Annotated in this window: 22 protein-coding genes and 1 pseudogene; 2 read left to right on the top strand and 21 right to left on the bottom strand. The window is 62.1% G+C overall.

The genetic code is table 11. The annotated features are described in order from the left end of the window. Positions 1 to 633: 633 nt before the first annotated feature. Positions 634 to 1,764, bottom strand: a complete 1,131-nt coding sequence (locus IPP91_17655) for a site-specific DNA-methyltransferase (GenBank protein ID MBL0143873.1) — start codon at positions 1,762 to 1,764, stop codon at positions 634 to 636. A 383-nt stretch (positions 1,765 to 2,147) separates the two neighbouring features. Here IPP91_17655 and IPP91_17650 point away from each other — a divergent pair, with 383 nt between their 5' ends. Next, a complete protein-coding gene (locus IPP91_17650; protein ID MBL0143872.1) occupies positions 2,148 to 3,116 on the top strand; it encodes an HNH endonuclease in 969 nt (322 codons plus the stop codon). 152 nt (positions 3,117 to 3,268) lie between these two features. Here IPP91_17650 and IPP91_17645 read toward each other — a convergent pair whose 3' ends face one another. From IPP91_17645 to IPP91_17580, 14 genes and pseudogenes are all read right to left on the bottom strand, one after another. Continuing rightward, a complete protein-coding gene (locus tag IPP91_17645) occupies positions 3,269 to 3,871 on the bottom strand; it encodes a DUF4236 domain-containing protein (protein MBL0143871.1) in 603 nt (200 codons plus the stop codon). An 11-nt stretch (positions 3,872 to 3,882) separates the two neighbouring features. Then, positions 3,883 to 4,362, bottom strand: a complete 480-nt coding sequence (locus IPP91_17640) for a lysozyme (protein ID MBL0143870.1) — start codon at positions 4,360 to 4,362, stop codon at positions 3,883 to 3,885. Continuing rightward, positions 4,362 to 4,838, bottom strand: a complete 477-nt coding sequence (locus IPP91_17635) for a hypothetical protein (GenBank protein MBL0143869.1) — start codon at positions 4,836 to 4,838, stop codon at positions 4,362 to 4,364. The genes IPP91_17640 and IPP91_17635 overlap by 1 nt, the downstream gene beginning before the upstream one ends. Further along, positions 4,835 to 5,134: a hypothetical protein gene (locus IPP91_17630; GenBank protein MBL0143868.1), complete on the bottom strand. Its 300-nt coding sequence runs from the start codon at positions 5,132 to 5,134 to the stop codon at positions 4,835 to 4,837. The genes IPP91_17635 and IPP91_17630 overlap by 4 nt, the downstream gene beginning before the upstream one ends. A gap of 288 nt (positions 5,135 to 5,422) precedes the next feature. After that, complete coding sequence (locus IPP91_17625; protein MBL0143867.1) at positions 5,423 to 7,465, bottom strand: hypothetical protein; 2,043 nt, start codon at positions 7,463 to 7,465, stop codon at positions 5,423 to 5,425. Between the two features lie 276 nt (positions 7,466 to 7,741). Further along, positions 7,742 to 8,053 (bottom strand): hypothetical protein, encoded by a 312-nt coding sequence (locus tag IPP91_17620; protein MBL0143866.1) that lies wholly within the window; start codon positions 8,051 to 8,053, stop codon positions 7,742 to 7,744. A gap of 78 nt (positions 8,054 to 8,131) precedes the next feature. Further along, positions 8,132 to 8,353, bottom strand: a complete 222-nt coding sequence (locus IPP91_17615; GenBank protein ID MBL0143865.1) for a hypothetical protein — start codon at positions 8,351 to 8,353, stop codon at positions 8,132 to 8,134. Continuing rightward, the gene (locus IPP91_17610) at positions 8,346 to 10,154 is read right to left on the bottom strand and encodes a hypothetical protein (GenBank protein MBL0143864.1); all 1,809 of its coding nucleotides are present in this window, start codon (positions 10,152 to 10,154) and stop codon (positions 8,346 to 8,348) included. Before IPP91_17610 ends, IPP91_17615 begins: the two co-directional genes overlap by 8 nt. A 3-nt stretch (positions 10,155 to 10,157) precedes the next feature. Then, positions 10,158 to 10,547: a hypothetical protein gene (locus tag IPP91_17605; protein ID MBL0143863.1), complete on the bottom strand. Its 390-nt coding sequence runs from the start codon at positions 10,545 to 10,547 to the stop codon at positions 10,158 to 10,160. Continuing rightward, positions 10,544 to 10,894 (bottom strand): hypothetical protein, encoded by a 351-nt coding sequence (locus IPP91_17600; protein MBL0143862.1) that lies wholly within the window; start codon positions 10,892 to 10,894, stop codon positions 10,544 to 10,546. The genes IPP91_17605 and IPP91_17600 overlap by 4 nt, the downstream gene beginning before the upstream one ends. Position 10,895: 1 nt before the next feature. Further along, positions 10,896 to 12,023 carry a hypothetical protein gene (locus tag IPP91_17595; protein ID MBL0143861.1) on the bottom strand — a complete coding sequence of 376 codons (1,128 nt, stop codon included), beginning with the start codon at positions 12,021 to 12,023 and terminating at the stop codon, positions 10,896 to 10,898. 45 nt (positions 12,024 to 12,068) lie between these two features. After that, entirely contained in the window at positions 12,069 to 15,692 is a 3,624-nt protein-coding gene (locus IPP91_17590) for a hypothetical protein (protein ID MBL0143860.1), read from the bottom strand. Between the two features lie 16 nt (positions 15,693 to 15,708). After that, on the bottom strand, positions 15,709 to 16,116 hold the full coding sequence (locus tag IPP91_17585; protein MBL0143859.1) for a hypothetical protein: 408 nt from the start codon (positions 16,114 to 16,116) through the stop codon (positions 15,709 to 15,711). Positions 16,117 to 16,127: 11 nt separating this feature from the next. After that, positions 16,128 to 20,220 (bottom strand): annotated as a pseudogene (locus IPP91_17580) (tape measure protein). A gap of 25 nt (positions 20,221 to 20,245) precedes the next feature. On the opposite strand from IPP91_17580, the gene IPP91_17575 reads away from it, so the two are divergent. Continuing rightward, positions 20,246 to 20,725, top strand: coding sequence for a hypothetical protein (locus tag IPP91_17575; protein MBL0143858.1), 480 nt, complete (start codon positions 20,246 to 20,248; stop codon positions 20,723 to 20,725). A 2-nt stretch (positions 20,726 to 20,727) separates the two neighbouring features. Here the strand turns inward: IPP91_17575 and IPP91_17570 are convergent, their stop codons facing one another. The 6 genes from IPP91_17570 to IPP91_17545 form a co-directional block, all read right to left on the bottom strand. Continuing rightward, a complete protein-coding gene (locus IPP91_17570; GenBank protein ID MBL0143857.1) occupies positions 20,728 to 21,372 on the bottom strand; it encodes a hypothetical protein in 645 nt (214 codons plus the stop codon). Between the two features lie 193 nt (positions 21,373 to 21,565). Then, entirely contained in the window at positions 21,566 to 21,970 is a 405-nt protein-coding gene (locus IPP91_17565) for a hypothetical protein (protein MBL0143856.1), read from the bottom strand. Positions 21,971 to 21,981: 11 nt separating this feature from the next. After that, entirely contained in the window at positions 21,982 to 22,734 is a 753-nt protein-coding gene (locus IPP91_17560) for a hypothetical protein (protein ID MBL0143855.1), read from the bottom strand. Next, positions 22,731 to 22,919, bottom strand: coding sequence for a hypothetical protein (locus tag IPP91_17555; protein ID MBL0143854.1), 189 nt, complete (start codon positions 22,917 to 22,919; stop codon positions 22,731 to 22,733). Before IPP91_17555 ends, IPP91_17560 begins: the two co-directional genes overlap by 4 nt. Positions 22,920 to 22,924: 5 nt before the next feature. Beyond that, positions 22,925 to 23,371, bottom strand: a complete 447-nt coding sequence (locus IPP91_17550) for a hypothetical protein (protein MBL0143853.1) — start codon at positions 23,369 to 23,371, stop codon at positions 22,925 to 22,927. Positions 23,372 to 23,376: 5 nt separating this feature from the next. Further along, the gene (locus IPP91_17545) at positions 23,377 to 23,679 is read right to left on the bottom strand and encodes a hypothetical protein (GenBank protein MBL0143852.1); all 303 of its coding nucleotides are present in this window, start codon (positions 23,677 to 23,679) and stop codon (positions 23,377 to 23,379) included. Positions 23,680 to 23,681: the final 2 nt, after the last annotated feature.

Genomic DNA, 23,681 nt, shown 5'->3' with positions numbered 1-23,681 from the left:
CGGCCTTGACTGGGCTTGATGCGATCGAGCCCGAAAGCGTCGCCGCCCTACTTGCGGGAGACGTGCTGCCCCGTCTTGAGACCTGGCGACAATTCGAAATTGCCTGTTTGCTTGAAGTTGCGGAGGCACTTTCTGCTGCCGTTGGCGTTCGTTCTGTTCTCGACGCCTCGTTCGCCGCTGGTAGACCCGCAGCTAGAATAGGCCACCTCGATGTTTGGTGGCAACGCTCAATTCCGCCCCGTCCTGATGTGGAAATGGATAAGGGAGAAAGGATGATTGCCGATTTGGCAGATTCGCTGGGGATTTCCGCCGGTAGCTCGCGGGCGGATCTCACTATCGAAAATGCCGGGCGTATTGTCGCAATCGTAGAATGCAAATGGTTCGGTGCGGAATTATCCGCGCCACGCGCAATTCTAGATGCCTGTGCCCAAATCACAGGGTACGCTCGCGACTCAGCGTTTCGCCAGGGCGAGGATTCCACTGCGATACTTTCCCGCAGCCTCATTGCACTTGCACAACGAGGTGATGCTCCTCTGCGCGTCGGATCAGGCCCGGTTGGCTGCTTGGACCTGTCCGACCTAGGGGCAGCAGTTCTCGCGCCGTGGGCTTCTGTCGTGGCTGCTGCAGCCTAAGTCAGGCAGCCCGAGAGGCACCCCCGTTAGCCACCAGCGGGACCTCCGATTCGTTTACTGGGGCTGCGCATGGCGTGTGAATTGCGTATGACGACGGCTTCTCGGCAGCCGTAGGAGACGGTGGACAAACGAACCTCGCGATCGCGCCTTCTAGGTAGGTAGCATTTAGTTCTACGCATGCCCATCGGCGCCGAAGTGTTTCCGAAACCGCTCCAGTTACACAGGAACCTCCGAATGGGTCGAAGACGAAGTCACCCGGATCCGTCGTCATCCGGATAAAGTACTCGGGCAATGCTGCAGGGAATCGCGCGGGATGAATGTCTAAGCCTCGTTCGCGACAATAGTCCTGGTAGGCTCCGTTGGATTCCGTGTTCGCAATAGCAAGTAGATTGGGTGGAACGGACCCTCCGTTGTCGCGACCAAATTTTTCCGAAATCACGTGGCCGGACGGTCGTGTCTTGGCTCGATAGCCGTTCTTCAGCAAGGCTTTCATCGAGTCACTATATGGGGCCAGGACTCGACGGTTACTTGCCTTTGGATAGGGGGATTTTGACAACCACCATACGCAGTTGACTGCGTCCTTCGGCCGTACACGTCGAACATTCACCCACTCAGCTGGGGTCGGTAGCTTTGCGGGATTCCACCAATAGTGCACAAGAGCTCGGTGAAAGCCGTATTCCTCGCAAAGCATGACCAACAACTCGAAGTGATAAAGCGAACGTGTCGGTGTCCCCGGTTTCCACGCGCCACCGATGTCAATTACGAGACTTCCATCATCGCGTAGCACCTTGCGGAAGCGCTCCGCAAAGGGGCGAAACCAGTCGCAGTAGGCGTGAGCATCTTCATTGCCGTAGGTCTTCTTGCGTACAAGTCCGAACGGGGGCGACGTCATTATAAGATTTACGCTCCCCGCTTCCCGTGTATCCATCCAGTCGAGCGAATCTCCGTTCCACATCGCCCCTAGCTTTGTGGAGTGATATTTTGTCAACGGTCGGACGACACGCGGTGGCTTCAATTTCGGTGTTGCGGCCTCGAAGTCTGCCTTTGCCAATGCGCGCAGATATTCGCTCAAGGACCTGTGTCCCAAGGTCTTTGCCCGCCCCTCCAGCGCGGCCTTTTCAGCAGAACTCATTCGAATCGAGGCGGTTGTCTCGCGCGGCGCTACGACGCTTGGTCTTCCCATGTCACTCACCAAATTGAAGTTATGCGTAATGCGAAAACCAGCCCGGTTTTCGTATTACGTACAAAGCATTGTGGCGCTTGAAGCGACCATCGCGCAAGGGAAATAGCGCACAAATCTGACGCGAGGTGTTTACCCGGCCAACGGGGGGGATGACAATCAACCCGTTCGATCAAATCGGAATTCGATCCTGAGGCTGGTCATGTCTCCCCAACGCCACCGTTCACAGGCCGCACATAAGCGCCGATGAGCAAAAAATCATCACAACCCACATCGCGCGATCGATATGTGAATAGGACGTTCGCCTCCGATGGCCACCTGATCATGGGACTCGTATGGCCAAGCGCGATTTAGTCAACACACTAGTTCGGTCGGTGGAGCAGGGTGGCTGGACAGGGACAATTGCCGAGGGACGCAACCCCTATGTGCTGAAGTCAATCTGCGGCGGAGCACCCGTTGCTGTGCGTGCCTACATCTGGAATTGCACGCACGGTGGCGGTCGGAAGCGCGCCAAGGATGAGTACCGCATTCAATTTACGACTGCAGTTACCGCGGCCCCTGGCCTGCGAACTCTACTACTAGGGTGGCATCAAGATTGCGCCGTCTTTGCAGCCTGGGACATTTCGAGGCATATAGGGCAAGGCGAAGCATCACAGTCCGCCCAAGTAAAGATAGAAATCCTTGAACGAGCGCGGGACAGCGGATTCGCAACATATCAAAGGCACAACGGGGAACTTGTTGTGGCGTTCCGCCCGGAATTTTTAGTTGACTATGCCTCTAGCGCCCAATCATTCCACGAGAGCGGCAAGGCCGCACATGATATGGCGCTCTTGAACTCCCTAGACAACCTAGCCGAAGACCAGATTTCGAGCCTGGCAGTCAAGCGCAAGACCATAATTCAACAGATTGTGCGGAAGTACCGAGAGCAGTCCTTTCGGCGCCGGGTCCTGTCGGCATATGGACACAGGTGTGCCATGTGTGGGCTGCAAATGGACCTCCTGGACGCGGCGCACATAGTTCCGGTTACAGAGTCGTCCAGCACTGACGAAACACGTAATGGAGTAGCGCTCTGTAAGATTCATCATGCTGCATTCGATCGCAACATAGTCTCATTCAGTACGACGTATCGGGTCGAACTTAGTAGGTACGCAGTTGACCGTTTGGCAGCAGATAAGCTGGCCGATGGCCTTCTTGGGTTTAAGCGCAACCTAAGGACATCGTTGCTACTTCCATCTAATCTCAATGACCGCCCGCCGTCCGCCTATATCAACTTGGCAAGAAAGGTAAGGAAATGGCGTGCGTAGTCAGTCATCCGAGTGTGGGCGATCACATGGACGAAACCGTGGTCATCCAGGGACATAGCATACGGTTCGCAACGGTTGATCTGACGGCATCGCCTGGGACTATCCGGGCGCAGTTGCTGCATTTGTGCGAGCCGGTGTTGCACTAGCAATCGTCACGGCGGCATGGCGCGCACGGCCTCCAGCGCCCGTAACGTTGGCTCACCCGGAAGATTCCGTCCACGTTGTCGCGCAAAGGTTTGCAATGCGGTGCGCGTCCGGGGGCCGACCATGCCATCCACTGGCCCAGGGTTGAATCCCTTCTGCTTCAGGGCCTGCTGAAGTTCGCGAATCTCGTCGCGCGTCAGCGGCCGGTCGGGTAGAAGCTTTGGTGGCGCAGGACTTGGCGATGCGACCTGATGACTGGTCGCCTGGACTGCCGATCGCTCCTGGGAAGGTGACGACGGCGTCACTACGCTGCAGGCGCGTGCAATGCCAAACGCCAATAGGAGAAGCACTAGGACGCCGAGCCATGGAAAGCCGGAACTGCTCGTCCCTCCAGTCTCGGGCTGTGTGCTAGAACCGGTCTCCTTCGGCCAGCTGGTCGAATCCTGATAGTAGACCCCCGTTCCCGGAGCGCCGACGGTTCGGCGTATACCCCGCGGCCCAATGTTGAAATTCAGCCCCGGCGGTCCGACCCCGATGCTCAAGCCGGAACCGCTCACATTGAGGCGGAGCAGCTTGCCTAAGGGAAACCTCTTTCGAAAGCGCAGCCCCATAACTCGTCACTCTACGACACTCGGACAATAAGTTCTGCGGCGAGGAGGGTTTGTGCCTCCGCTTCCCGGCGTGCGACCAGGCCGGGCAGCACCCGTCCACCCCCATGAACCCACCGCCGCAGTTCATAGGCTGCCGCATCCCAGGCTCGCCGGGTGAGCCTGCTTCGCAGGGTCGACGCTTGCAATCGCCCCGCCCCAAGATTGAAGGTGAAGTCGACGATGGCTGCGAGCCGCCCTTCGGGCTCCGTAGCGAGCACCGGGCAATACCGCAACGTCGCGTTGAGGGCGTTCGTCAGGTCCTGCGCCAGGTAGACCTCTGCCTCGGCTTCGGTGATCGGGGGATGGTGCGGATCGCACAGATGGCCGTAGCCGATCGTCCAGTAGCCCGCGGGGCAGACATAGGGGTGCGCTCGCGCGGGATCCTCCTTTGGCACCCGGTGGAATCCCTCGAACCGCTTTGCGAGTTCCACCGCGTTACTCGGAACCGCAATTACGGCCGCACCCGATCAAACACGCGTCCGAGGAACCAGAAGTTGAGCACCCCGGCCCACAGAGCCTGATCAGCCTCCGTCCAAGCGTGCACGATGGCGGCACCCCAACCCGCGCCCGCTGTCACGGCTGCCACAAAGGCTGCCGTCTTGGCTGCGCAGTAGAGCGCCATGAACCAGTAGGTGATGACGGGGCGAACGCTGCAGGAGAGCGCATCGGCCCAGCGGACGCCCGTCTTCTCGCCCTGGGCACGGACGGCATCGCGGAGCGCCTCGACAGCGCCGGTATTCCACGCCGCGTCAGCACTCGCCCCGATCTCGGCCATCTTCTGGGCGCCGCGCATCTTTTCGAATTCGAGCGCCTTGTCCTGCATCGCGAGTTCGTGGCCGCGCTCGTTCTTGCGGTCGAACCACTTGAGCACTTCGGGAGCCAGGCGAAAGAGCCCACCCAGCAGGCCGCCCAACAGAGTCTCGATCATTGGCTTCCCCCCAGGAATCTCAGCTTGATGGCGACGCCGACCAACAAGGCGGCGAGGATCCCGGTCGTGACGACCTTGATGATGGTTCGTAGCGCCGTGCGTCGGGCGTCGTGCCAAGCATCGAGCAGATCGCGCATCTCACGGATGTCCTGAGCTGCGTTCGCGCTTTCGAGGCCGAAGTGCGCGAGCACGCGCTCGGCGCCGCGTTCGGCGGCACGGCCCATCAGGTCCTCGAGGTCCTCCTTGCGAAGCGTCAGCATGTTGTCATCCTGCGTGGTGGGTACGGCTTCGGTCATCTTGGGTCTCCAAAAAAAGCGAACCCGCCCGAAGCGGAATGCCTCGGTACGGGTTCAGGGTTGAATCAGGGGGATGAGGACTTAGAGGCGGGAGCGCTTTACGCCGCGGCATGTGCCTAACAGGGACGCGTTTGCTTTTCGATAGCCGAAAGCGAGGACAAAGCGGTCGTTCAACTGTGGTCCGTCAACTGGCGCTGTCGGCCAGAAGCGGTCTCGGGCCAACGGCGAAGCATCGGCGTCGCGGACCTCCTTTTCGACGCGCACTGTAAGTTGGGGCTCGGTGGCTAGCTAGCCAGACTGGGCGAGCTCGGAAGCACCGAAGGCTGAATGGAGTGTCAGGACTGAACCCAGGAACACGCCTTTGTCTACCACAAGGCCGCCCTCACAGGAGCAGGTTAAGTAGGACCGCTTGCATGTAGTGCATGTAGCCGCAGAAACTGTGAAGACCGGGACGGCAGAGACTTCTCCGCTCTCTAAGGCTGCTTCAACTCCCATCTGCGCTGCAGCCGCTTTTGGAACGAAAACCGCGCGCCCTACAGCATTCGCTCGAAGTTCCGCTCCTGGGATGAACTGGCGCCCAAGTTCGAAGGTGGCGTCGGTGCGGACAGCTTCAAGTGGTTTCGCGCAGTCTAGAGCGGACTGAGTCGTGCCTGGACGCAGCACTTGCAGCATCTTCAAGCCTTCGTGGAACAATTGAGGGTCACCTGAAGCCAATGCATGCAGGCCCTGGGCTATTCGTTCTGGCGCACCCGTGAACGCGAGTCTCAGGCCGGCTTGCGCGGAAACGAAATCAAGGCAACCAGTGACGGCGGCCCCGCCAACCTTACCTCTGTCCTGAAGCCAAGTTGCGACGCTTCGGCACACAGCGGGCGCCATCGAAAGGTTTGAAACGCGTAAGCGTGGGAGCTGCGCGTGCATGTCTTCGAAGGCAACCCAGACGAAGTCGTCCGGTCGGCTGACGCGAACTCCAGAGCAAGTGATTCGCTTCAGCAAGTCCAGCGCGACCAAGTCCACAGCCGCGAAGCGTCTGTCACCTTGTGTGAAGAAGTCGTCGCAGCGAACATCGATGTCGGCCTCTGCCTTCGAGCGCTCGGGTGGCAGAAAGCTGAGAAGAAATGCCGGGGAACTGTCGCACCCAAACTCAAGCGGAAGCGGTGGCTGCTTCACTGCCGGTTCGGTGTCGAATGTCCGTTCCTTCTCGTCGACCTGAGCGCCGAGATACTCGGACACTAGGTGATTGTCGCGGAAGTAGTCGCTGAGGAGAGCTTTCCATAGCGGAACAGGAATTCGCCCGTCTACTCTCCAGAGCTTTACATACTCGGAGTGGCGGCCTGCCTCCGCCATGTTTAAGTCGAGACGCCGAAGAATCTGCTCGTCATCGTAGATTCGAACGGCGCCGTCGAGATGGTGTGGCTCGTTCTTGACCAAGTCCACCATCGAGTGGGCGTAGCGGCATGCATAGCGGTCAGCGTCCTCAATCCCCAGTGTTTGACCGTCCACAACCTCCTCGCACTCGAAAGCACGCAACGCGTCCTGGTCATACCACCAGAACTCTGTTCGGTCGATACGGTGAAAGAGGCGGTCACGCTTGGTGGCGGCGTGCCTTGTGATCTGAGTGTCAATCTCAGATAGATTGTCGTTGAACTTGGGGCCCCACCAGAACTGAAGTTCAATTGCTTCCCGGTAGGTGTCAGACAGGCCGATGGCATCGGTGTCCAGAGCAATGCGAGCCTCGAAATCCTTGTTCCGAATCGCCGTGTCCTGGAACCGTTGAAGGAATGGCACATTCAGATTGTTCCAGCGCGACGCAGACCGCCTAAGGTATCGGTGGGCGAACACACAGATGCCGTCCGCCACCTCGTAAACACCCGGGCCAACGGCGTGAAGGTCGGCCAACGGAATGAGGGCGCGCTTGTCGTTCTCCTTCTCCGGGAAGAGTCGGGGAAATAGCTGCTTAGCAACTCCGGCCTGCACCAGAGTTGCACATTCTCGCGACATATAGAAGGCGTTAGGACGCAGGTGCGACCCTGCTGCCTCGTCGAGACGACGCTTCGAGTCGGGCTCCACACTCGCAAGCTTTTTGTCGATGTGAGCCCGCGCTCGCGCTCCGACAACTTCCTCTTCGTCCCCTGTCGTCGGAAAGCTCGCCAGCCCCATTAGATAGCTTACCCCTGCGTGTAGCGCGATTCCGTGCGCAGCCGACCAGCCGATGGGCCGATGCATGTCATGACTCATGAACATCGGAGTGCCTTCGCTAGATTGAACCAGCACGGAATACAGCGTTTCCAATGGAAACCGCGTGCCATTGCGATTCGCTTGGTCTGTATTCATGACCATCGTCCTTGTGTGCATGCCGTCGCCCCATCTCTTTGACGCGAATTGGAGTGTGCCTCACCAATGCGTGACCCTGCTAAGAGCCTTTGTGACAGTCATCTGGGGCCGCCGTGAATTGACATCACAAAGACAAAGGTTGGACGTACACGCGATAGTCCGCTTTCACAAGGCCGCTACTTCCGCTTCGGGTATATTGCGACCTATTCCGGTTTGTCATTGGGTGACCGCTTCATTGTCCGCCAGGGCCGAGGGACCGAGGAAGCTGGGCGGCGCTCACGGCCATAGGCCATCCAGAAATCTCCTCACGCCTTCATCGTTGGGCAGTGCCTCAGAGAGCATCCTCAGTGAGGCTTCGCGCTGGGCCGGGACGAATCTGATCTCGGCCTCTGTGATGGCGTCGAGCAACTGGTTCATCGCCGCGTCGATACGCGCGTCCGACTTGGGCGCGAACTCGTACCCGCCGTTGGCCAATTCGACGAGGCCGAGTAGACGCGAGAGGTTTCTCAGGACGAGTTGCCTGTAGTCCTCGGGGCTACTCGGCATCCGCGCCAGTATGAAGGCGATATCTTCCGGGCTGGTGGTCATCGGGCAATCCTCTCCGAAAGGCTGAGAGGATTTTGCCACTCAATGAGTGGCGGATGACGTTGAGGCTCCGTGGCATTATCAAATCTCGATCAATTCCAGCGTGAGACTCGGCGCAACGCCCTCGACCAGTCCGTCGCGCACGAAGACCTTCTGTCCGAACTCGGCGCTGCCTCGCGCTTGGAGGTGGCTCCCACCGGGCAGTTGCACGGTCACGACGCCGGAGCCGACTTCCGTGACCGTCCCGGCCTGCAAGGGGGCATCGGGCAGCAGCTGGCGAAATTGCTGGTAGACGTTATGCATGGGCCTCGACCCCCAATGTCTGCCAGACCTCGGGGAGCCCCGCCTGCACGCTCGTGCTGCGCACCAAGCCCAGCCGCGTGACGTCGCCGTCCCGATAGGACACGAAGGCTCCCGGCTCGATGATTCCTGTTTCGGCCAGTACCGGTAGATGCAGGCTCACCTCCATCTGCCGTCCGGTATCGGCCAGCACTGCGATGCCTCGTTGTCGGGCAGCAGCCGCTTCGGTGATCAGGGGGTCGACCACCATCGGCGCCAAGATCTCCCCGGCCGTGCCGGTGCGCCTCACGAAGCCCAGAACGCCGGCGGAAACGCCGGAGACGTAGACCCCGTTGTAGCGGGCCGCATCCTTCCAATCGATCGCTTCCCGGCTCGTGAGCGCCGAGGGAAGCTCAAAGTCGGGGATCACCGAACCCCACTCCCAAGGCGGCAAGGGATAGCGCGGCACGACCCGGATCGCCTGCACAGTCCGGTGCGGTTGAAGGTAGGCGCCGGCCGCCCCGGCGATCGTCTTGAGCGCAGAAATGTAGGAGCCTTGGTGTGACCAGGCTCCCGCGGGCACCAGCCAATCGGTGAGCCTCCAGTCCACGTCCCATCCGATTGCGACCCCGTTGATGGTGAGCACGTCAGCCATGAGTTGCTGCGCTGTGCGGTTGACCGCGTTCGAGAAATTCATCGTGTGAGCGTAGGGCGTATCGAGAACCGCGCCTTTTCCGCGACCGGTGACTCGAACAGTCGCCTCGCCAAATACCCGCTCGCGCGACAAGCCCTCGGCGAGCACGCGATAGGCGGTCCCGTTGATGCTCGCTTCGAGTTCCACCGGGTTGCCATCCGAGCCGGGCTCGAGACTTGCCAAGGCATCAGCCGGAACGGTGGCGTCGAACCCCCAGGTCCAGGAGTCCGCATCGATCTTGAGACTCATCGAGAGGGTCGGAATATCTATGTTGCCGGCCACGCGCTTGAGCCAAACGTTGTTCAAGACCATGTAGACACTCCGAACCGGGACGATGACCGTCGTGTGGGACGGGGGAAGGACCTTCTCGCAGACGAAGAGGAGACTTCCCGTGCCGTCTGCGCGCTCGAAGAAGAGGAGCTTTCCGCTTGGGGTGTAGCACCGATCACCGGGAACCTCCGGGACGGTGGGTATCCAGCGGCCAGCCGGCGGACGCCGTGCCTCTTGATGACGCGCGCCGCGAATGATCGGCAGCGGGTTCGCGCTCGTTTGATTCCACGAAAACCCTCGGCCAACGCCGCCCGAAGTGCCCGTGAACCGGGATCGCATCCAGCCCCTTGCGCCCCGGTTGCAATCTTGGAAGGTCGAGGCTCGCGCGTGGCGAAGGGTCTGCGCCTCCTGGTGGCGCGCCGTGCGCCAAGTCCGCCGATCGCGCAGCGCGTCTTGGAACATCGAGGCACGATTCCCCGCCGGCACCCGCACGGCCTCGGCCTCGCCCGATCGCACGGCGATCCGGGTATGGTCGAAGCGTTGCGGAATGACTGCCGTTACTGCCGCCCTGAGCGCACGGGCGTTGGCCCAGGACTGCGTGCGCTCGGTCGCATGCTTCAGCGCCACAGACGCCCGCGCCTGCGCGCCTGTGGGCGACTGTCGCGCGAGTTCCCATGCCGTTGCGGTCGAGCGTACCGTCGGGCGCGGCGTTTCCGACTTGTAGTTCGCCACGACCGCGGCCGTCATCGCGGGAAACGCGCCGCTCATCGTGCCGGTGACGGATGGCGCCGTCGCGGTTTCGCCGAACAGTAGGTTCGACGTTCCCGGCGACAGGCTGAATAGCAGATCGGAGTCGGCCACGGCCTACGTCAACACCCCGGAAATGATGCTCGCGAATCCGCCGGCGAAGAGGGTGACGGAATCGAGTTTCACGTTCCCGGAGCCGGCCGCGTCCGACACGTCCCAATCCCAGCCAATCACGTCGGCGCCGTTCACAACACGCGCCCAGGTTGCCACCCCGGTGGCCAATATCATCGCCGGTGGCGGCGGCGCGACGGTGAGCACCCCATCGAGGATGGTCCCGAAGGGGTCGAGGAGGGCAATCTCGACCAGCAGGATTCCAGTCGGGGTTGCGCCGAACGCGGGCCGCGCACCGTCGTAGACCATCATCTTCTCAGCCGACGTTCCGGAGGCAAGAAAAGCGACAACGCCCGCGAGGCGAGCGTCGTTGAGGGCGGCGGAAATCTCGATCATGCCGGCACGACCGGGGTCAGGTTATCGGCGATGACCGCGCGGTAGTTCCCATTGTGATCGAACGCGACCACGAAATAGCGCTGCGTGACGTCCAGGCGGTCAAAGGCGTAGGCCCCGTCTGGCGCGCTCCAGGTTTCGCAGATCGGAATCCCGCTTGCTAAGACGTGAAGCCACACGCGCCGAACAACCGGAAGGTCCGGCGTCCCCTTTTCCTTCACGGTGCCGGTGATCCTGCCGGCTCCTCCGAAGTAGACATCGCGCGATCGCAGCGCCGACGCCGCTTTCAAGCTGATGGCCGGCGATTGAAATGGCGAAAGGAAGATCGGTGTGGCGACCCACTGGCCCATGTCAGCTGGCCCACGGCCCCGTGATGTCGATAAACGTCCCGCCGGTATAGATTGCGCCGTAGCCGGCCATCTTCCAGACGGTCTTCTTCCCGGGGCTCGGCGCGTCGGTGAATACCGTATCGTTCAGGATCGCATTGCCGATGGATTGCGGAGCGGCAAATTGCCCTGGCAACTCCCCGCGAATGCCAAGCCCCTCGATGACGTACATGGGGCTGTAAATGATCGCGTTGTCGGCCGGGTTGGGATAGGGGTGCAGCCCCGTGTAGTACCCAGACGATTCGGCAGCCGAACCGCTCATGTTGAGCGGGCAGAAGAACCGCAGCGAAATCGCAGTTCCTGAGCCGAGTTGCGTGTAGGGCCGCGCGATATAGCGCGCACTCGACGTGTAGTTGCCGGTCGCGGGACTCGTCGATCCGTCTGCCGCCGTTGCCGATGCGTCGGTGGTGCGCGACAAGGCCACGAATCGGTAGGCGTCGGGGGATTTCTTCGAAACGATGTCGCCGTACCCGCTGATGATGTAGGAATCCGGGTAGGTCGCGTTGTGGGCCACCCCGATGTAGAAGAACCGATCGTTGGCGATGATCCACCACTTTTTCGCGCCGGTTGTCCCGGCTTTCGCCAGGTAGCCGCCGCCGGCAAGCTGCACTTCAGCCGGGAACTTTGCCGTGAACGTATCGACGTCGGTCATACCCTCGGCACCGACCACGCGGGCGCACGTCGTGCCCGTGTCATCGACCCGCAGGAACACCCCACTCGCCGCTGCATTCGCGCTTCTGTAGGCTCCCTTGTTCGTGCCGGCGAACGCCTTGACCCACCCGGCCGGCGCGAGCTTGAGGGTGATCGTTCCGGTTGCCGCGCCATCGGCTACGCCAGTCGCATCGAAGACGACTATGTTCGTCGTGGTGCTCAAGACCTTCTTCTCACCATTGAGTGCGGCCGGCGTCGCACCAGCGATCAAGACGACCGAATCGATGCGCGCCGAGTGTCCGGTCGCTATGGTCGCGGTCGCGACACCACTCGCCACGACAAGGGAGGTCGTCGTCACAAGACCGAAGCCGTTGACGAGACAGGCATCGAGTACGGAAATCATGTTCCCGGCGACGTTGGTGAGCGTCGGCGCACCGGTCATCGTGGAATCGAAGATCTTGACGGTCGTATCTGCCACGAGGCTTCCTTATGGGCGGTCAACGTCGCCACGGATCAATACCGTGAACGAGTCGTTGGTTACGGTTTCGGGGCCTTGCTGGATGGTGCGAACCACCCACACCGGGAAGATGGCGCCCACGGTGTTGAATCGCAGGACATTGCCGGCCGCCCATCCGCTTCCCCACCCCAAGGCTCGCAGGGTGAAGTAGGGCTGCGCGGTTGCGGGATTAACGGGCGCAAGATCGGTCGAGGTATTCCCGGTGGCAATCACGCCTACGTGTTCGCCGATCACGTTAAACGAGGTCGTGTTCGTGAATTGAACGCTCCAGCGCTCGGTGGAGGCGCCGACGTTCGTGACTTCGATCGGCGCCAGCACGTCGTTGTAGGTTCCGGTCGCGGTGGATCCCACGCGGGAATCGACATAGGAGCTATCCCACGTCGCCTGATCGAACTGGACGGACACGTAGGCCTTCATGTCCCCGGAAATGAGGGCGGATGACACCAGGGAGCCGATTGGGTAGGCGTGAGTGATCTGCCGGGTGAACGAAAGCTGCCCATTGATCTGAACATCCGAGATTTGCGCCATGTCTTCGATGCGATGCTCAACCGTCACGGGCTGCGAATACCCGGCAACCGCGCTGAACGTGACGGTGCCGGCTTCCAGATCGGCCGCGTAGCCGGTGCTGATAACTGCGCCATCGCTTCCGATCACGCGAACGCGCGAGAGCCGCACGCGGCCACAATTCACTGTCTGCCCGTTTGAAACCGTTGCCGGCGCGAGCGTCGCGGTGTCGCCGAGAACCGCAAAGTCGCCAGGGCGAAAGATCGGAACCCGTCCATCGGTCGGAAGCCGCACCGGGTCGATCCCCAACACGGAAGCGTCCAGCGGGAGGTAGGAGTAGGCGACCGCGTTGTAGCGCAGCGTCGAAATGCGGCACAGATCGGCCGGGATGGTCGTGAGGCCCGAGATCCCGAGGAAGGCGAGGTCGATATTGAGCGCAGCACTCGCCGACGGGTTCACGAAGTAGAGTTGGACCGTGCCGTACTCGTAATCCACGCGCCCCTTTACCCGCGTTGCGTTGAAGCGCCCTGTTGCGTCGGCCGTCACGTTGAATGTCGTGCCGTCTTGCAGGGTGCCGAGAACGCTGAGGGACGACGGGCGGATCGGGGCGGCCGAGGTGCGAAACATGACTGCCGAGTTCATGAACGGTGCCGAGAGACCCGCCGTGGGCGGGGCTTGGATTGCGGCCCAATCGGCAATCGTTGGCGCATCGCCCGTTGTCCACGACGTGATGGAGAGCGTCCCGAGAGCGCCGTTCACCACGCCGCACGGCGTCCCAATCCCGGTGATCGGGTCGGGATTCTTGGAGATCGTGCCGTCCGTTTGCTCGATATAGCGGTTCGCGCCAACGCGGAAACTCACGCCGCGCAGGGTGAAGTCCGACGTCATGATCGTCTTGGCCTGGTATTCGCTCACCGCAACGCTCACGCTTCCCGCGCCGCCCGCCGCCACCAGGTAGGAAACGGCGACGTTTTGGGGCGCCGCCGTGAGCGAGCGAACCCGGAGGTCGCCGACGCCCGCGCCGCCGATCGGCGATCCATTCCAGAGGTACGTTGAGGAAAACCCCCCAATGGGATGCGTCGTAATGATGGCGGGGCCTTGCATATCCGACGTGGCCAGAGAACCCGAGGCAGAAACGTTGACCTGCCCTGTGGCGTAATTGATCGTCCCGATCGTCCCCCGGCCGTGAACGTCATCCTCGATAAGGAGGCTCCCGCTTCCGTTGTCCGTGACCGCGACCGACCGCGCCTTGAAGGCCGGGTCAATGCGCAGGTCGGAAAAGGGATAGATCGTGGAGTAGTTGATTTGCGCGGCAAGGGTGAAGGAAACCGTTCCCGGCCTGATATTCGTTTCCCCGATGAATCCGCCGCCGATCGCAACACTTGCGGCCGTGACCGGTGCGGCGCCGGTGGAATTGAGCATGAACGTCGTGCCGGAGGCGGGCAGCACGTTCGGGCTCACGTAGACCACGCCCTTCGTGTAATTCACGAAGCCGGTCGCATCCCCGGTCAGAATCCCGAGACCGTTGTCCGTTGCGGTCTTTGTTACGGCGCCATAGAGCCACGACACGGTGGCCGCACCGGCGCGGATTCGCGTTTCACCGGGCGCCTCGGTGAGTTCCCCGGAGGTATTGATCGGGACGTAGAGCTTGCCTCCGTTATAGAGGTCCGTGTTCGATACGGATCCGGTCGAGTTTTGGGTGAAATACTGAAAGACGATTGCGCTGCCCACGTCGGGGAGTGCCCCGAGTGTCAGCGCTAAGGAACCTGTGGCGAAACTTAAGGTGCCCACGCCGTAGGACGTGTCCGCGCCCGCGAGTACGCCGTTCCCGCCTTCTCGCAGGACGTACCATCGACCTCCTGACAAGTAGCTCACGCTCAACGAAGCCCGTGCCGGGACCGAAGGGAGCGTGATGGCGTAGCTGATGCTTCGGGTTTCGATCGTGACGTTCACGCCGAACGAATCCGAAATGAGAGGCGGGATGTCGGCCGGGTTGTAGACGATTGCGTGCGATCCGCCGCTCGCGCCGAACACGTTCACTGTGAGGCTCAGGATTCCGCCCTCGTAATCCACGGTACCGACTTGCGACGAACCGTTCATGAGGACGCCGGCCGCATCAGTTAGCGTGACGCCCGATCTGGTAACGGTGAGGCTTCCTGGCAGGATCCCCCCGCCGATGAAAAGCCGGTTCGAGGTGGTGAAGGCGAGAGTAAGGGCGAGCGTTACCGGGGTGCCGCTCGCGGTGAGCGCCACGCTCAGGCCGTTGCTGCGCACGTCCACCAGCGGCGTTTCCGTCTGCGCGCTTGGCACGATCTGGGAAAACACTGTCGCGACGTTGGCCACCACGTCACCAATCGCCACGCTCGTCGTAGTCGGGACGGCGCCGTAGTATTTTGCGGCGTTGGCCACCAGGGTATCGCGGACCTTCGTCTTTCCAGTCTCCGCGAGGAACAGGCGTGAGGGGGCTGATCCCGCGAAGTCATAGCGCAGGGCATCTGAGATTTCGCAGGTCACGACGGCAGCTTGGTAGTCAACGTAGGTTGAACCGTTGGAGTAGGTAAACGTCCGCACTTCCGAGGAAACCCGTGTGACCCGGACGTATTGCGAGACTTCCGATCCCAGGCCCTCGTTCAAAGCGAGGTGGAGCGTCTTGCCGACCGACGGGAGCGGCGCGCCTTCGCGCTGAAGAAGCTGGATCGCGCGCTGGCCAGTGATGTGGTTTTCGAAGAGGTACCCGCCCCACGCGCTCCCTTTGTTGAGGTAAGCCTCGACGCGGTTCGCGGCATCAGTGCGGCGATCGAAGACCTCGCCCGTTTTGAAGATCGTGATGGAGACACGCGGATCGTCCGGGGGATCGGCCACGATCACGTTCGCCCCGTAGTAGCCGTCGCGCGTGGGCGTCTGAACGCTCGCGAATACCTTGCGCAGATTCACCCGGCCGCCCGCGCGATCGAGTTCCGAAATGTCGTTGAAGATGGAATTGCTCACGCCGTCTGCGATGACGGTAGCGGTCGGCGCACCCCCACCCGTTGCAACGTCATCCATGACTTGGGAGGCCACGAGTTTCACGTCGCCAGCAAGAATCGTCATTCAGGGCTCCGGAGAGTCAGATTTGCATTAAGCGCAGCGTGAGGCGGTAGAAGTCGGTATCCAGTCGCGCGGGAAATCCCAGGACCGGTTCCGCCTCGATCGCCGTGTCCCCGAACCGGAAGGCCGTGGTGAAGACTCTCGCGTCGGTAAGTGTCAATTCAAAACGCCCCGAATCGACCGCCAAGGGTGCCGCGACCCACCCATAGAGCGTCTCGACTGCAGCGCGCGTAACCCAGCCCATGTCGGCGGCCCCCACGAGCGTGATGGGGCGCCCCGCCTGCCGGGTCGCGGCTTGCACGAGGAGGGCACCGGTGAGGAGGTAGGACACGTTGGCGACGACCGGGCTCCAGGCATGTTCGTCCGCCCAGAGGAGGTCGTCGGGCAACGCCAGCACCACCCCATCGGTGAGGTTCTTGAGCTGCATCGCGTGGAGACTCAGGCGGCCCGAGCGCGGGCGACTTCGAGGATCTGCAAGAGGCGCGTTTCATCGCCCGCATTGATGGAGGCGCTGACCCGGCGATCACCGGAGGCCAGTTCAACCCGCACCGTGCGCGTGGGCGCAACCGCAGCATCCAGCGCGGGGCGCGTGACGGACAAGGCGGAGCCAAGCGGATTCACCAAGCCACCCGTCGCGAATCCCTGCACGTGCGAAGCGAGCGCTCGTGCGGGAAGTGCCAAGCGGTTGATCGCCTCGAAGAAGCCGGACCCGAAGCGCGAGACGGCGTCCTTGTTCACCACGTACTCGCCCGGGGTGAGCATCGCCGGGATCGAGTCCGAGGAGGACAGGCCCCCGTCGGCGAAGAGCTTGCCTTGGTTCTGCTCCATGTAGGTGATCAGCTCGCGCTCCAGGTCTTTGCCAAAGACCAGCGGCTGCGCCATGGCTGTTCGCCACGTTTGGCGGATGGATTCCAGAGTGCCACGCTCGTTTGCGGTGAGTTGGTTCTGGCCAACGAATGCCTGGACCGCATCACGATCGGCCTGCGCCTGCTTGTTGTAGCGCTCCATCGTCTTGTAGCGCATGTCGAGACTCACCGAGCCGCTGTAATTCCTCTCCATCCAGCTCGTGTACTCGTCCATGCCGCGCAGCCCCAACTCGATCAGCTTCAAGGCCTCGATCGCGTCGCGGTTGCTCTTCCGAGGTCCGTGTCCGCCGTCCGCGTTACCGTCACGGGGCTGCTCGTCCTGTCCCTGGCGGCCCCTGCCCGACGAATTCACCGGCCCGCCGATAGCGAAGCGCGCCACGCCATTGGCAAGCTTTGAAAGCGCCCCGCCGCCGTACTTGCGCACCGCGGCCTTGCGGAGCACGTAGGCTCCGGATTCGAGCGTGCGCGGCACGGTGTCGTGGTGACCGGAACCGGGGACCGAGCCGCCTGCCATTCTCGGAAAGTCCGATGATGTGGCGCCTCCCTCTGAGAAATGCTGTGCGCCAGCACTCTGCCGTGCGCCAGCACTCTGCCGTGCGCCAGCACCGACGAGGCCGCCGGTCGCGTTGGCTTCCACTTTTCGGACGGTGATGGTGTGCGTGCTCGAGGTGTTCGCGCCGTTGAGAGACTGAATCTCGGTGCGGGCGGCCACAACATTGGAGGTGACCTGATGGCGGGACTCGGTTTGGACATTGGCGAGCGCCCGGATTTGGCCATCCACGTTGGTGATGGCGGCTTGGGCCTTTTCGGTCGCCACCTTGAGTTCGAGTTGGGAATTCTGTTCGGCGTAGGCCTTCAGTTTGTCGAGCGCCTCCTGGGCTTTGGTGAAGTCCGCATTGACGGGTAAGGACTTCCCCTCCTTGAGGAGTTGCAGGTACTCCTGCAACCGCTTCTCGGCCTGCTCGAGATCCGCCTTGATGACCAGCAGTCGCTCTTTCTCGGCGAGTGCCTTGTCGAGTTCCGCAATCGCCTGATCAAAGCGGGCGGTGTCGGCACCGATCGTGACCTTCAGCCCCTCCTGCAGCTTCGCCGTGATCTGGTCGATCTGCGTTTCGGTCTGCGAGAGGGTCTGCTTGATCTCGTTACGAGCCGAAAGTGCGGATTGCGCGGCCGTTCGGTGCGCGCTCGCCTCGGCGTCCAACGTCTGATTGAGGATTTCTTCGGAGGCGCGGATATTCTGCACGGCCGCGTTGACCTCGTCCTTCCCTTTCGCGATTGCGGTGTCCGCTTCGCGGGTCTTTTGCGAGATCTCGGCACGAAGCGAGTCGGCTTGGCGCATCAGGGCTTCGGCCTTCCCGTATTCCTGGGCGCGAGCGGCCTCGCGTGACTGCGCTTCCAACTGGGCGACTTGCGTTGCACCCTGTTCGGATTGCGTCCGCGCGGCCTGCGCACGTTGGGCTTCCGTCGTCTGGCTGCTCGCGACCTGAGCCGCGAGGTCCATGGCTTTCTGGCCGAGAGTCCGGGCCTCCTCGAAGTTGCCTTGGGCCAGCGCCGCTCGGGCCTTGGCCTGGTACTCAGCGATCTGGCTCTTGCGATCCTCGGTCGCCTCGTATTCGCCCATCCCTTGGCGCTGGATGTCGCGGATACGCTCTTCGGTGGACATCGAGAGCTGGCGCTTGGCCTGCTCGATCCGGGTGACCTCGGCCAGATGCCGGTTGGCTTCCGCGTTGAGCGCTTCGATGTGCGCCCGGTACTCGGTGAGCGCCTGCGTCATCGTCTGACGCTTGGTGGCGAGAATCTCGTTCTCCACCCGCTGGATGTTGGCGCTGCGCTCCTGATCCGTCGTCCCTTGGCGGCGAGCGGCCTCGATCCGGGCGCCGGACTCGTCATCGATCAGCTTCATCGCCTCGACCGAGGCTTGCCGGCGAAGCATCGTCTGCTGAGTGAGCGCCTCCGTGAGCAACTGCGTGGATCGGGTGATCAGCGCACTCTCGGAGCCATGCGCGGTTTCCAGCGCGCTCTGCTCCTGCTGATAGCGCGCCTTGACCGCGTCGACCTGCCGCTGCAGGTTGGCTTCTACGAGGGATGTGAGTCCCTTGTAGGCCTCCGCCATCTTGGCGGTGGTATCGGTGACGGTCTGATTGGCTTTGCCGATCGCCTGTTCGACTTCACCCAGCCGAGACTTGAGCTTCTCGATGGCCGCGTGCACGGCTTCGAGCCCGCGGCCAACGGCTTCTTGCGTTCCCTGACGGACCGCTTCGAGGCGTTTGGCGATCTCCTCGGCGGCTGTGGCGGCGGTGGTCATCGCTACCTTGGCGGCCTCCGTCCCTTTGCCGGCATCGGCATACATTTGGGCAAAGACCTGGTTCATTTCCGCGAGCCGCGCTTGGTGACGTTGCGTGGCTTGGGCGACGGTATCAGAGGTAAAGAGGGCTGCGAACATCTCCCAGCGATAGCGCAGTTCCTCGATCCCACGCATCAGCACTTCCACCATGGCGATGCCGGACTTCCTCACGATCTCGAACTTCTCCGAGCCACGTGCCGATCTCCCAGCCGGCCATGAAGGCGCCGAGCGCGGCAAAGGAGGTCTTCACCACACCAATGCTCGTAACGGCCGCGGACACCGACTGGTTTGCAGTCGCCCACGCGGCGGCTGTGGCGCTCGCCGCGGTCACGGCCGCCGCGCCGGCGGTTTGCCAGGCAATCGCGAGGGCGGGGAGAAACCGGTAGATCAGGACCGCAAGCCCTACGTCCTTGATGATGGTGAGCCACTTCATCACGGCGTCGAGATTCTGCGACAACCACGTCAAGGCGCCGGCTAGCTTCTGGGTAAAGCCCGTGGACTCATCCAGCTTGTGCACCCACTGACCGAACGCATTGCTCACGCGCTCCATGGCCTGTGTGACCGTGACTGGCATGGAGGCGTACTCGGCGGCGAGTTTGTCCTTCTGCGAGAGCAATGCCTGCACTACGACGTCCGCGGTGAGTCGCCCCTCTTCGGCGAATTTGCGAAGCCTCCCGATGGGAACATTCAAGCCCTCGGCAAGGGCCTGGGCCAGGCGGGGACTATTCTCGACCACCGAGTTGAACTCTTCGCCGCGCAATACGCCCGCAGCGAGCGCCTGGCCGAACTGCAGCAGAGCGGACTGAGCTTCGGTGGCCGAGGCGCCGGAGATGCGAAGCGCCTGCGAAATGCTCTCGGTAATGGTGAGCGCGTCCTTCTGCTCCATCCCGAGCATGCGTACCGATTGCTGCAGCCGCACATAGAGGATGGCGACTTCCTGCAGGGGAACGCCAATGCGCTGGGCAATATCGAAGAGCGAGGATTGGGCGGTTGCGAACTCCGTCGCACCGATGGTCGCGAGTTTCAGCCGCGCATTCATCTGGTTCCACGCGTCCGCGATTGCGATGACATCGCGTAGCTTCCCGGCGAACTCGAAGGCGGCGAGGAACCCGATCAACTGCGTCTTGGCGCGATTGAACTGCTCGGAGAACGCCGAGACGCCCGCCTTCACTTCCGCCATGCCGGCGGAGGCCTTTTCGCCTGCCGTCTTGGCATGGGTGGAAAGCTCCCCCAGGCTTCGCTCGGCCGAGGTGATGGCGCGCTTGAGCCCCTCGTCGGCACCGTCGAGGGCAACGAGAATGCTGATACGATTGTTGGCCATTAAGGAGCGATCATCTCTAGTTGCAATGACGAGTCATCACGCAATAAACCTCGAGGAAGTCGGAAAGCTCATCGTCAGGGCGAAGCAACTGGCGCGGGAGTACCGTGCCCTCACAGGGCGGCCGATTGGCATCACGGGCGAAGTCGCTGAATACGAAGCCGCGCGCATCTTGAGGCTCGAATTGGCCGAGGTCCGGCAGGCCGGCTTTGACGCCATCCGTCGCTCCGGCAAGACTGTCGAGCAATTGCAAATCAAGGGGCGCTGCATCCTCTCCAAGAATCCCGGACAGCGACTTGGGAAAATCGATCTCAAGCACAAGTGGGATGGCGTGCTGTTGGTCTTGCTGGACAGCGACTTCGAGCCCACTGCCATTTTCGAAGCGAGTCGAACCGCTATCGAGAGCGCACTAAAGGCGCCGGGATCGAAGGCGCGAAATGAGCGTGGGGCACTTAGCGTCAGCAAGTTCAAAGCAATCGGCCAAAAGATCTGGCCTGCAGGCAAGTAGCCTTATCTGATCTGCTGAATTTGCTTTTCGACGGCAATCGCCAGTTGCGGAATGCGACCCGCGATGAGCCGCGCGATGTCGAGTCGCTTCTTGAGCCGCACTTTCGGCACGAGGACTGCGATAGGAATGGCGGTGCCGCGCTTCAAGCGCTTGATCCCCTCGGCCTTGCGGTAGCGGCGCTTGAATCCCGCGAGGGGGCGTCCGTGTTCCTTGATGTTCTCAGCCATCAGAACCACATTTCCCTTGGCGTTCTTCACGAAATAGGCGTTGCCACCACGCATCAACTCCGCCACTTGGGCCTTGAAGCGTTTGCGTCCGACGCGCCCATGCAGCGGGATGAGCATCCGAGCACCGATCGCGCCACCGCTCTCGTGTATCCCCGACCAAGGAATGCGCGAGCCCACATAGAGCGCAGGCAGGCGCGTGGGATCTTTGGCGAGCACCTTGGCGGTGAAGCCCTTGAGGAAGGACTTCTTGACGACCTTCATCTCGCCGGCCACGTGGCTACGTACCTCTTCCCGGATCTCGCTTGCCTCCCCGGCGATGGCCCGTTCGACCGCCTGCCGGACGGTCGCGCGCACTTCACCCCCCCATCGGCGAAGCTGCGCCTGGGCGGCGGCGCTATCGATCCGAAAGGTGATCCTCATGATGGGTGGGCGCGGTCGGTCAGTCGATCGAGCGTTTGGTCGAGGCTCTTGGCGTCCCCGCGCGTGCCGATGGCAATGAGGGAGAGAAGACGAGCCTCGTGGGCTGCCTCCTGCCGAGCGGTTGCGTGGGTAAAGGCGCGGACCTGCGCCAAGGTGTAGTCGAGAATGTCCGGCAGGCGGTGGCCGTGATCGATCAGCCGCTGGATGGCGTCGAACCAGAGGCCGCTGCGGGAGCCGGATTCAGATGCTTGGCCTGCGTGAAGAGGCCGTCCAGCTTCGGGATCACCGTCCGGGTAAAAAAATCGGCATTCACCTCGATCACCTTGGCGGCGAGGAGAATCGCCTCGTCGCCCGCAAGATCGTCGACCCAGTCGCGAGGCTTGCCCACGGCGATGGCGATGGCCGAGAGGAGGTCGTCACCGCGCTCGCCAAAGAGGGCCAGCCAGTCGATGTCGGGTCGATTGAGACTCTGCATAACGGGGGTGACAGCGCGCAGAAACGCGGGCATCTGGCCCACCTTCAAGGGCTTGATGGCGATCGCCTCGCCGGCCACGATCAGCTTGATATTCGGCGGGACCAGGGTATCGAGATCACTCATGGGTCACCGGCTCACAGCTGCACGATGCGGCCGAACTGACCCAGCACCGTGTCGTAAGGCTTCGTCGTGTCCGCCAAGAGCGAGCCTTCCATCTCGAACTTGTTGTAATCGTCCGAGATGAAGGAGATCTCCTTCAGGGGGTCGAAGGCCACGCGGTAGAGCTCCACCAGCACCTTTGCATTGGCTTCGGCGGTATTGAGTCCCTCCAGGCGCAGGTAGCGCTCCGGCAGGGGTTGCGTAAAGATCCCGATCTCGGTCGCTACCCCGTAGGTATAGCTCGCCTTGAAGGGAGCGGTGAGTCCCGTCACGTCGAGAAACTGGATGGCGCCGAAATCGGTGTCCGCCGTGTAGTGCGTGCCGAGTGTCAGCGTTGCCGGCGTGGCGGCGGAATCCACGAGGATGAGAGACGACACCTTGTGGTGCGCCAGGAAGTAGCGGTCGCCGACGACGGGAGTGGCACCTCCCACCGTCTCGGTGGTCACGCTGCCGGTGGTGCCGGTGACGTGGTTCCCGTAGAGGGCAAGCGCCAGGTTTTCCTTCGTGAACTCTTCGATGGTCAAGTTCACGGTGGCGGACTTCTGCTTGACCATGCGGTGATCGAGCGTTCGCTGGCCGGTCTGGCTCTCGTAGTGCTCGACCACGTCGGTCTTGAGTGAGAGCTTCAAGTCGGCCACGTTGCCGGGGGAGCGCACTTCGATGGGAAGACCTGCGGCGTCGCGTTTTCCGAGAAAGACGCGGCCTTGAAAGGAGGCATAGGTGCTCATGGCTTGGGTTCCTTGCGATTGGAAGGTTTGAGTTCGGAGTCAGGCTTGGGAAGCGCGGGGTCGAGGGCTGCGATGCCGTGGCTCACCAGCCAATCGGCGGTAGCGGCATCGACCTCGAGCCGATCGCGTACCCCGTAGTGCTTTCCCGCATGGGTGTGCGGGCGGTTCAAGACGATTCGCGTCATGGATTTCATCCTTGGACTGAGCAATCGGTGGCAAGCGTTCGGTAGGTGATGCGGTAGCGCGCCGGGATGGCGGAGGCCACCGCATCGGCGTCTTCCACCTCCCACTCGCACTCCTGCTCTCGTATGCCGAGCGCAAGACCGCCGAGGTTCACGTCGGCCATCAAGGCGGCGTGGGCTGCCGTGAGAAGCTGGTCGGCCTGCGTTTCCGGCGCCACGGGAGGAACCGCGCGGGCGAGTGCCACGATGCGAACGGTGAGTTCGCGTGTGACCCGGTCATTCGCCCGCTCGGTGATGGTTTCGCTCTCCGGGAACACGACCAGCGCCGGGCAAAGATCGCGAGTGATGGCAACCGTTGGCGAGCGGTGCAGCGTCGCGCCGAGTGCAGTGGCCGATGGACGCAAAGCCTCTATCGCCGCGAGCAGGATCTGTTCGCGGATCGAGTTACCTGCCATGGGAGTTAGAGCCGGGTGAGTTTGGCGCGCATCTCCGAGCCGTCGCCCACTGCCCGGACTTCACGCACCTGAAACGCCACCCAATCGATCTCGACCACCTCGCGGGGAGCGAGGCCCGTAAAAATCGTGGCGGGGTAGGACATCACATACTCGGTGCTCGCGGTGAGCCCATCGAGGAGCATCTCGTCGGGGGCGGCGAAACCCACCGGGTGGGTCTGCCGGGCGCCCCCGGCCGAAGGCTGCCAAGTGCAGGGTTTCAGGAACCCCACATTGGCAGCCGCCTCGTAGATCCGCTCCACAAGCCCCATCG

The organism is Betaproteobacteria bacterium (assembly GCA_016720855.1).
Taxonomy (GTDB): domain Bacteria; phylum Pseudomonadota; class Gammaproteobacteria; order Burkholderiales; family Usitatibacteraceae; genus FEB-7.
The sequence above is the reverse complement of the archived record's forward strand: the minus strand, read 5'-3'. Positions and strand labels throughout refer to the sequence as shown.

Bases quoted from the DNA above. Each gene is read 5' to 3' on its own strand.
- IPP91_17635 (MBL0143869.1), bottom strand. From the start codon at position 4,838: ATGATCGAGACTCTGTTGGGCGGCCTGCTGGGTGGGCTCTTTCGCCTG.
- IPP91_17650 (MBL0143872.1), top strand. From the start codon at position 2,148: ATGGCCAAGCGCGATTTAGTCAACACACTAGTTCGGTCGGTGGAGCAG.
- IPP91_17630 (MBL0143868.1), bottom strand. From the start codon at position 5,134: ATGACCGAAGCCGTACCCACCACGCAGGATGACAACATGCTGACGCTT.
- IPP91_17620 (MBL0143866.1), bottom strand. From the start codon at position 8,053: ATGACCACCAGCCCGGAAGATATCGCCTTCATACTGGCGCGGATGCCG.
- IPP91_17600 (MBL0143862.1), bottom strand. From the start codon at position 10,894: ATGGGCCAGTGGGTCGCCACACCGATCTTCCTTTCGCCATTTCAATCG.
- IPP91_17565 (MBL0143856.1), bottom strand. From the start codon at position 21,970: ATGAGTGATCTCGATACCCTGGTCCCGCCGAATATCAAGCTGATCGTG.
- IPP91_17590 (MBL0143860.1), bottom strand. From the start codon at position 15,692: ATGACGATTCTTGCTGGCGACGTGAAACTCGTGGCCTCCCAAGTCATG.
- IPP91_17560 (MBL0143855.1), bottom strand. From the start codon at position 22,734: ATGAGCACCTATGCCTCCTTTCAAGGCCGCGTCTTTCTCGGAAAACGC.
- IPP91_17605 (MBL0143863.1), bottom strand. From the start codon at position 10,547: ATGATCGAGATTTCCGCCGCCCTCAACGACGCTCGCCTCGCGGGCGTT.
- IPP91_17625 (MBL0143867.1), bottom strand. From the start codon at position 7,465: ATGAATACAGACCAAGCGAATCGCAATGGCACGCGGTTTCCATTGGAA.
- IPP91_17595 (MBL0143861.1), bottom strand. From the start codon at position 12,023: ATGACCGGTGCGCCGACGCTCACCAACGTCGCCGGGAACATGATTTCC.
- IPP91_17585 (MBL0143859.1), bottom strand. From the start codon at position 16,116: ATGCAGCTCAAGAACCTCACCGATGGGGTGGTGCTGGCGTTGCCCGAC.
- IPP91_17555 (MBL0143854.1), bottom strand. From the start codon at position 22,919: ATGACGCGAATCGTCTTGAACCGCCCGCACACCCATGCGGGAAAGCAC.
- IPP91_17570 (MBL0143857.1), bottom strand. From the start codon at position 21,372: ATGAGGATCACCTTTCGGATCGATAGCGCCGCCGCCCAGGCGCAGCTT.
- IPP91_17615 (MBL0143865.1), bottom strand. From the start codon at position 8,353: ATGCATAACGTCTACCAGCAATTTCGCCAGCTGCTGCCCGATGCCCCC.
- IPP91_17575 (MBL0143858.1), top strand. From the start codon at position 20,246: ATGACGAGTCATCACGCAATAAACCTCGAGGAAGTCGGAAAGCTCATC.
- IPP91_17655 (MBL0143873.1), bottom strand. From the start codon at position 1,764: ATGAGTTCTGCTGAAAAGGCCGCGCTGGAGGGGCGGGCAAAGACCTTG.
- IPP91_17645 (MBL0143871.1), bottom strand. From the start codon at position 3,871: ATGGGGCTGCGCTTTCGAAAGAGGTTTCCCTTAGGCAAGCTGCTCCGC.
- IPP91_17550 (MBL0143853.1), bottom strand. From the start codon at position 23,371: ATGGCAGGTAACTCGATCCGCGAACAGATCCTGCTCGCGGCGATAGAG.
- IPP91_17545 (MBL0143852.1), bottom strand. From the start codon at position 23,679: ATGGGGCTTGTGGAGCGGATCTACGAGGCGGCTGCCAATGTGGGGTTC.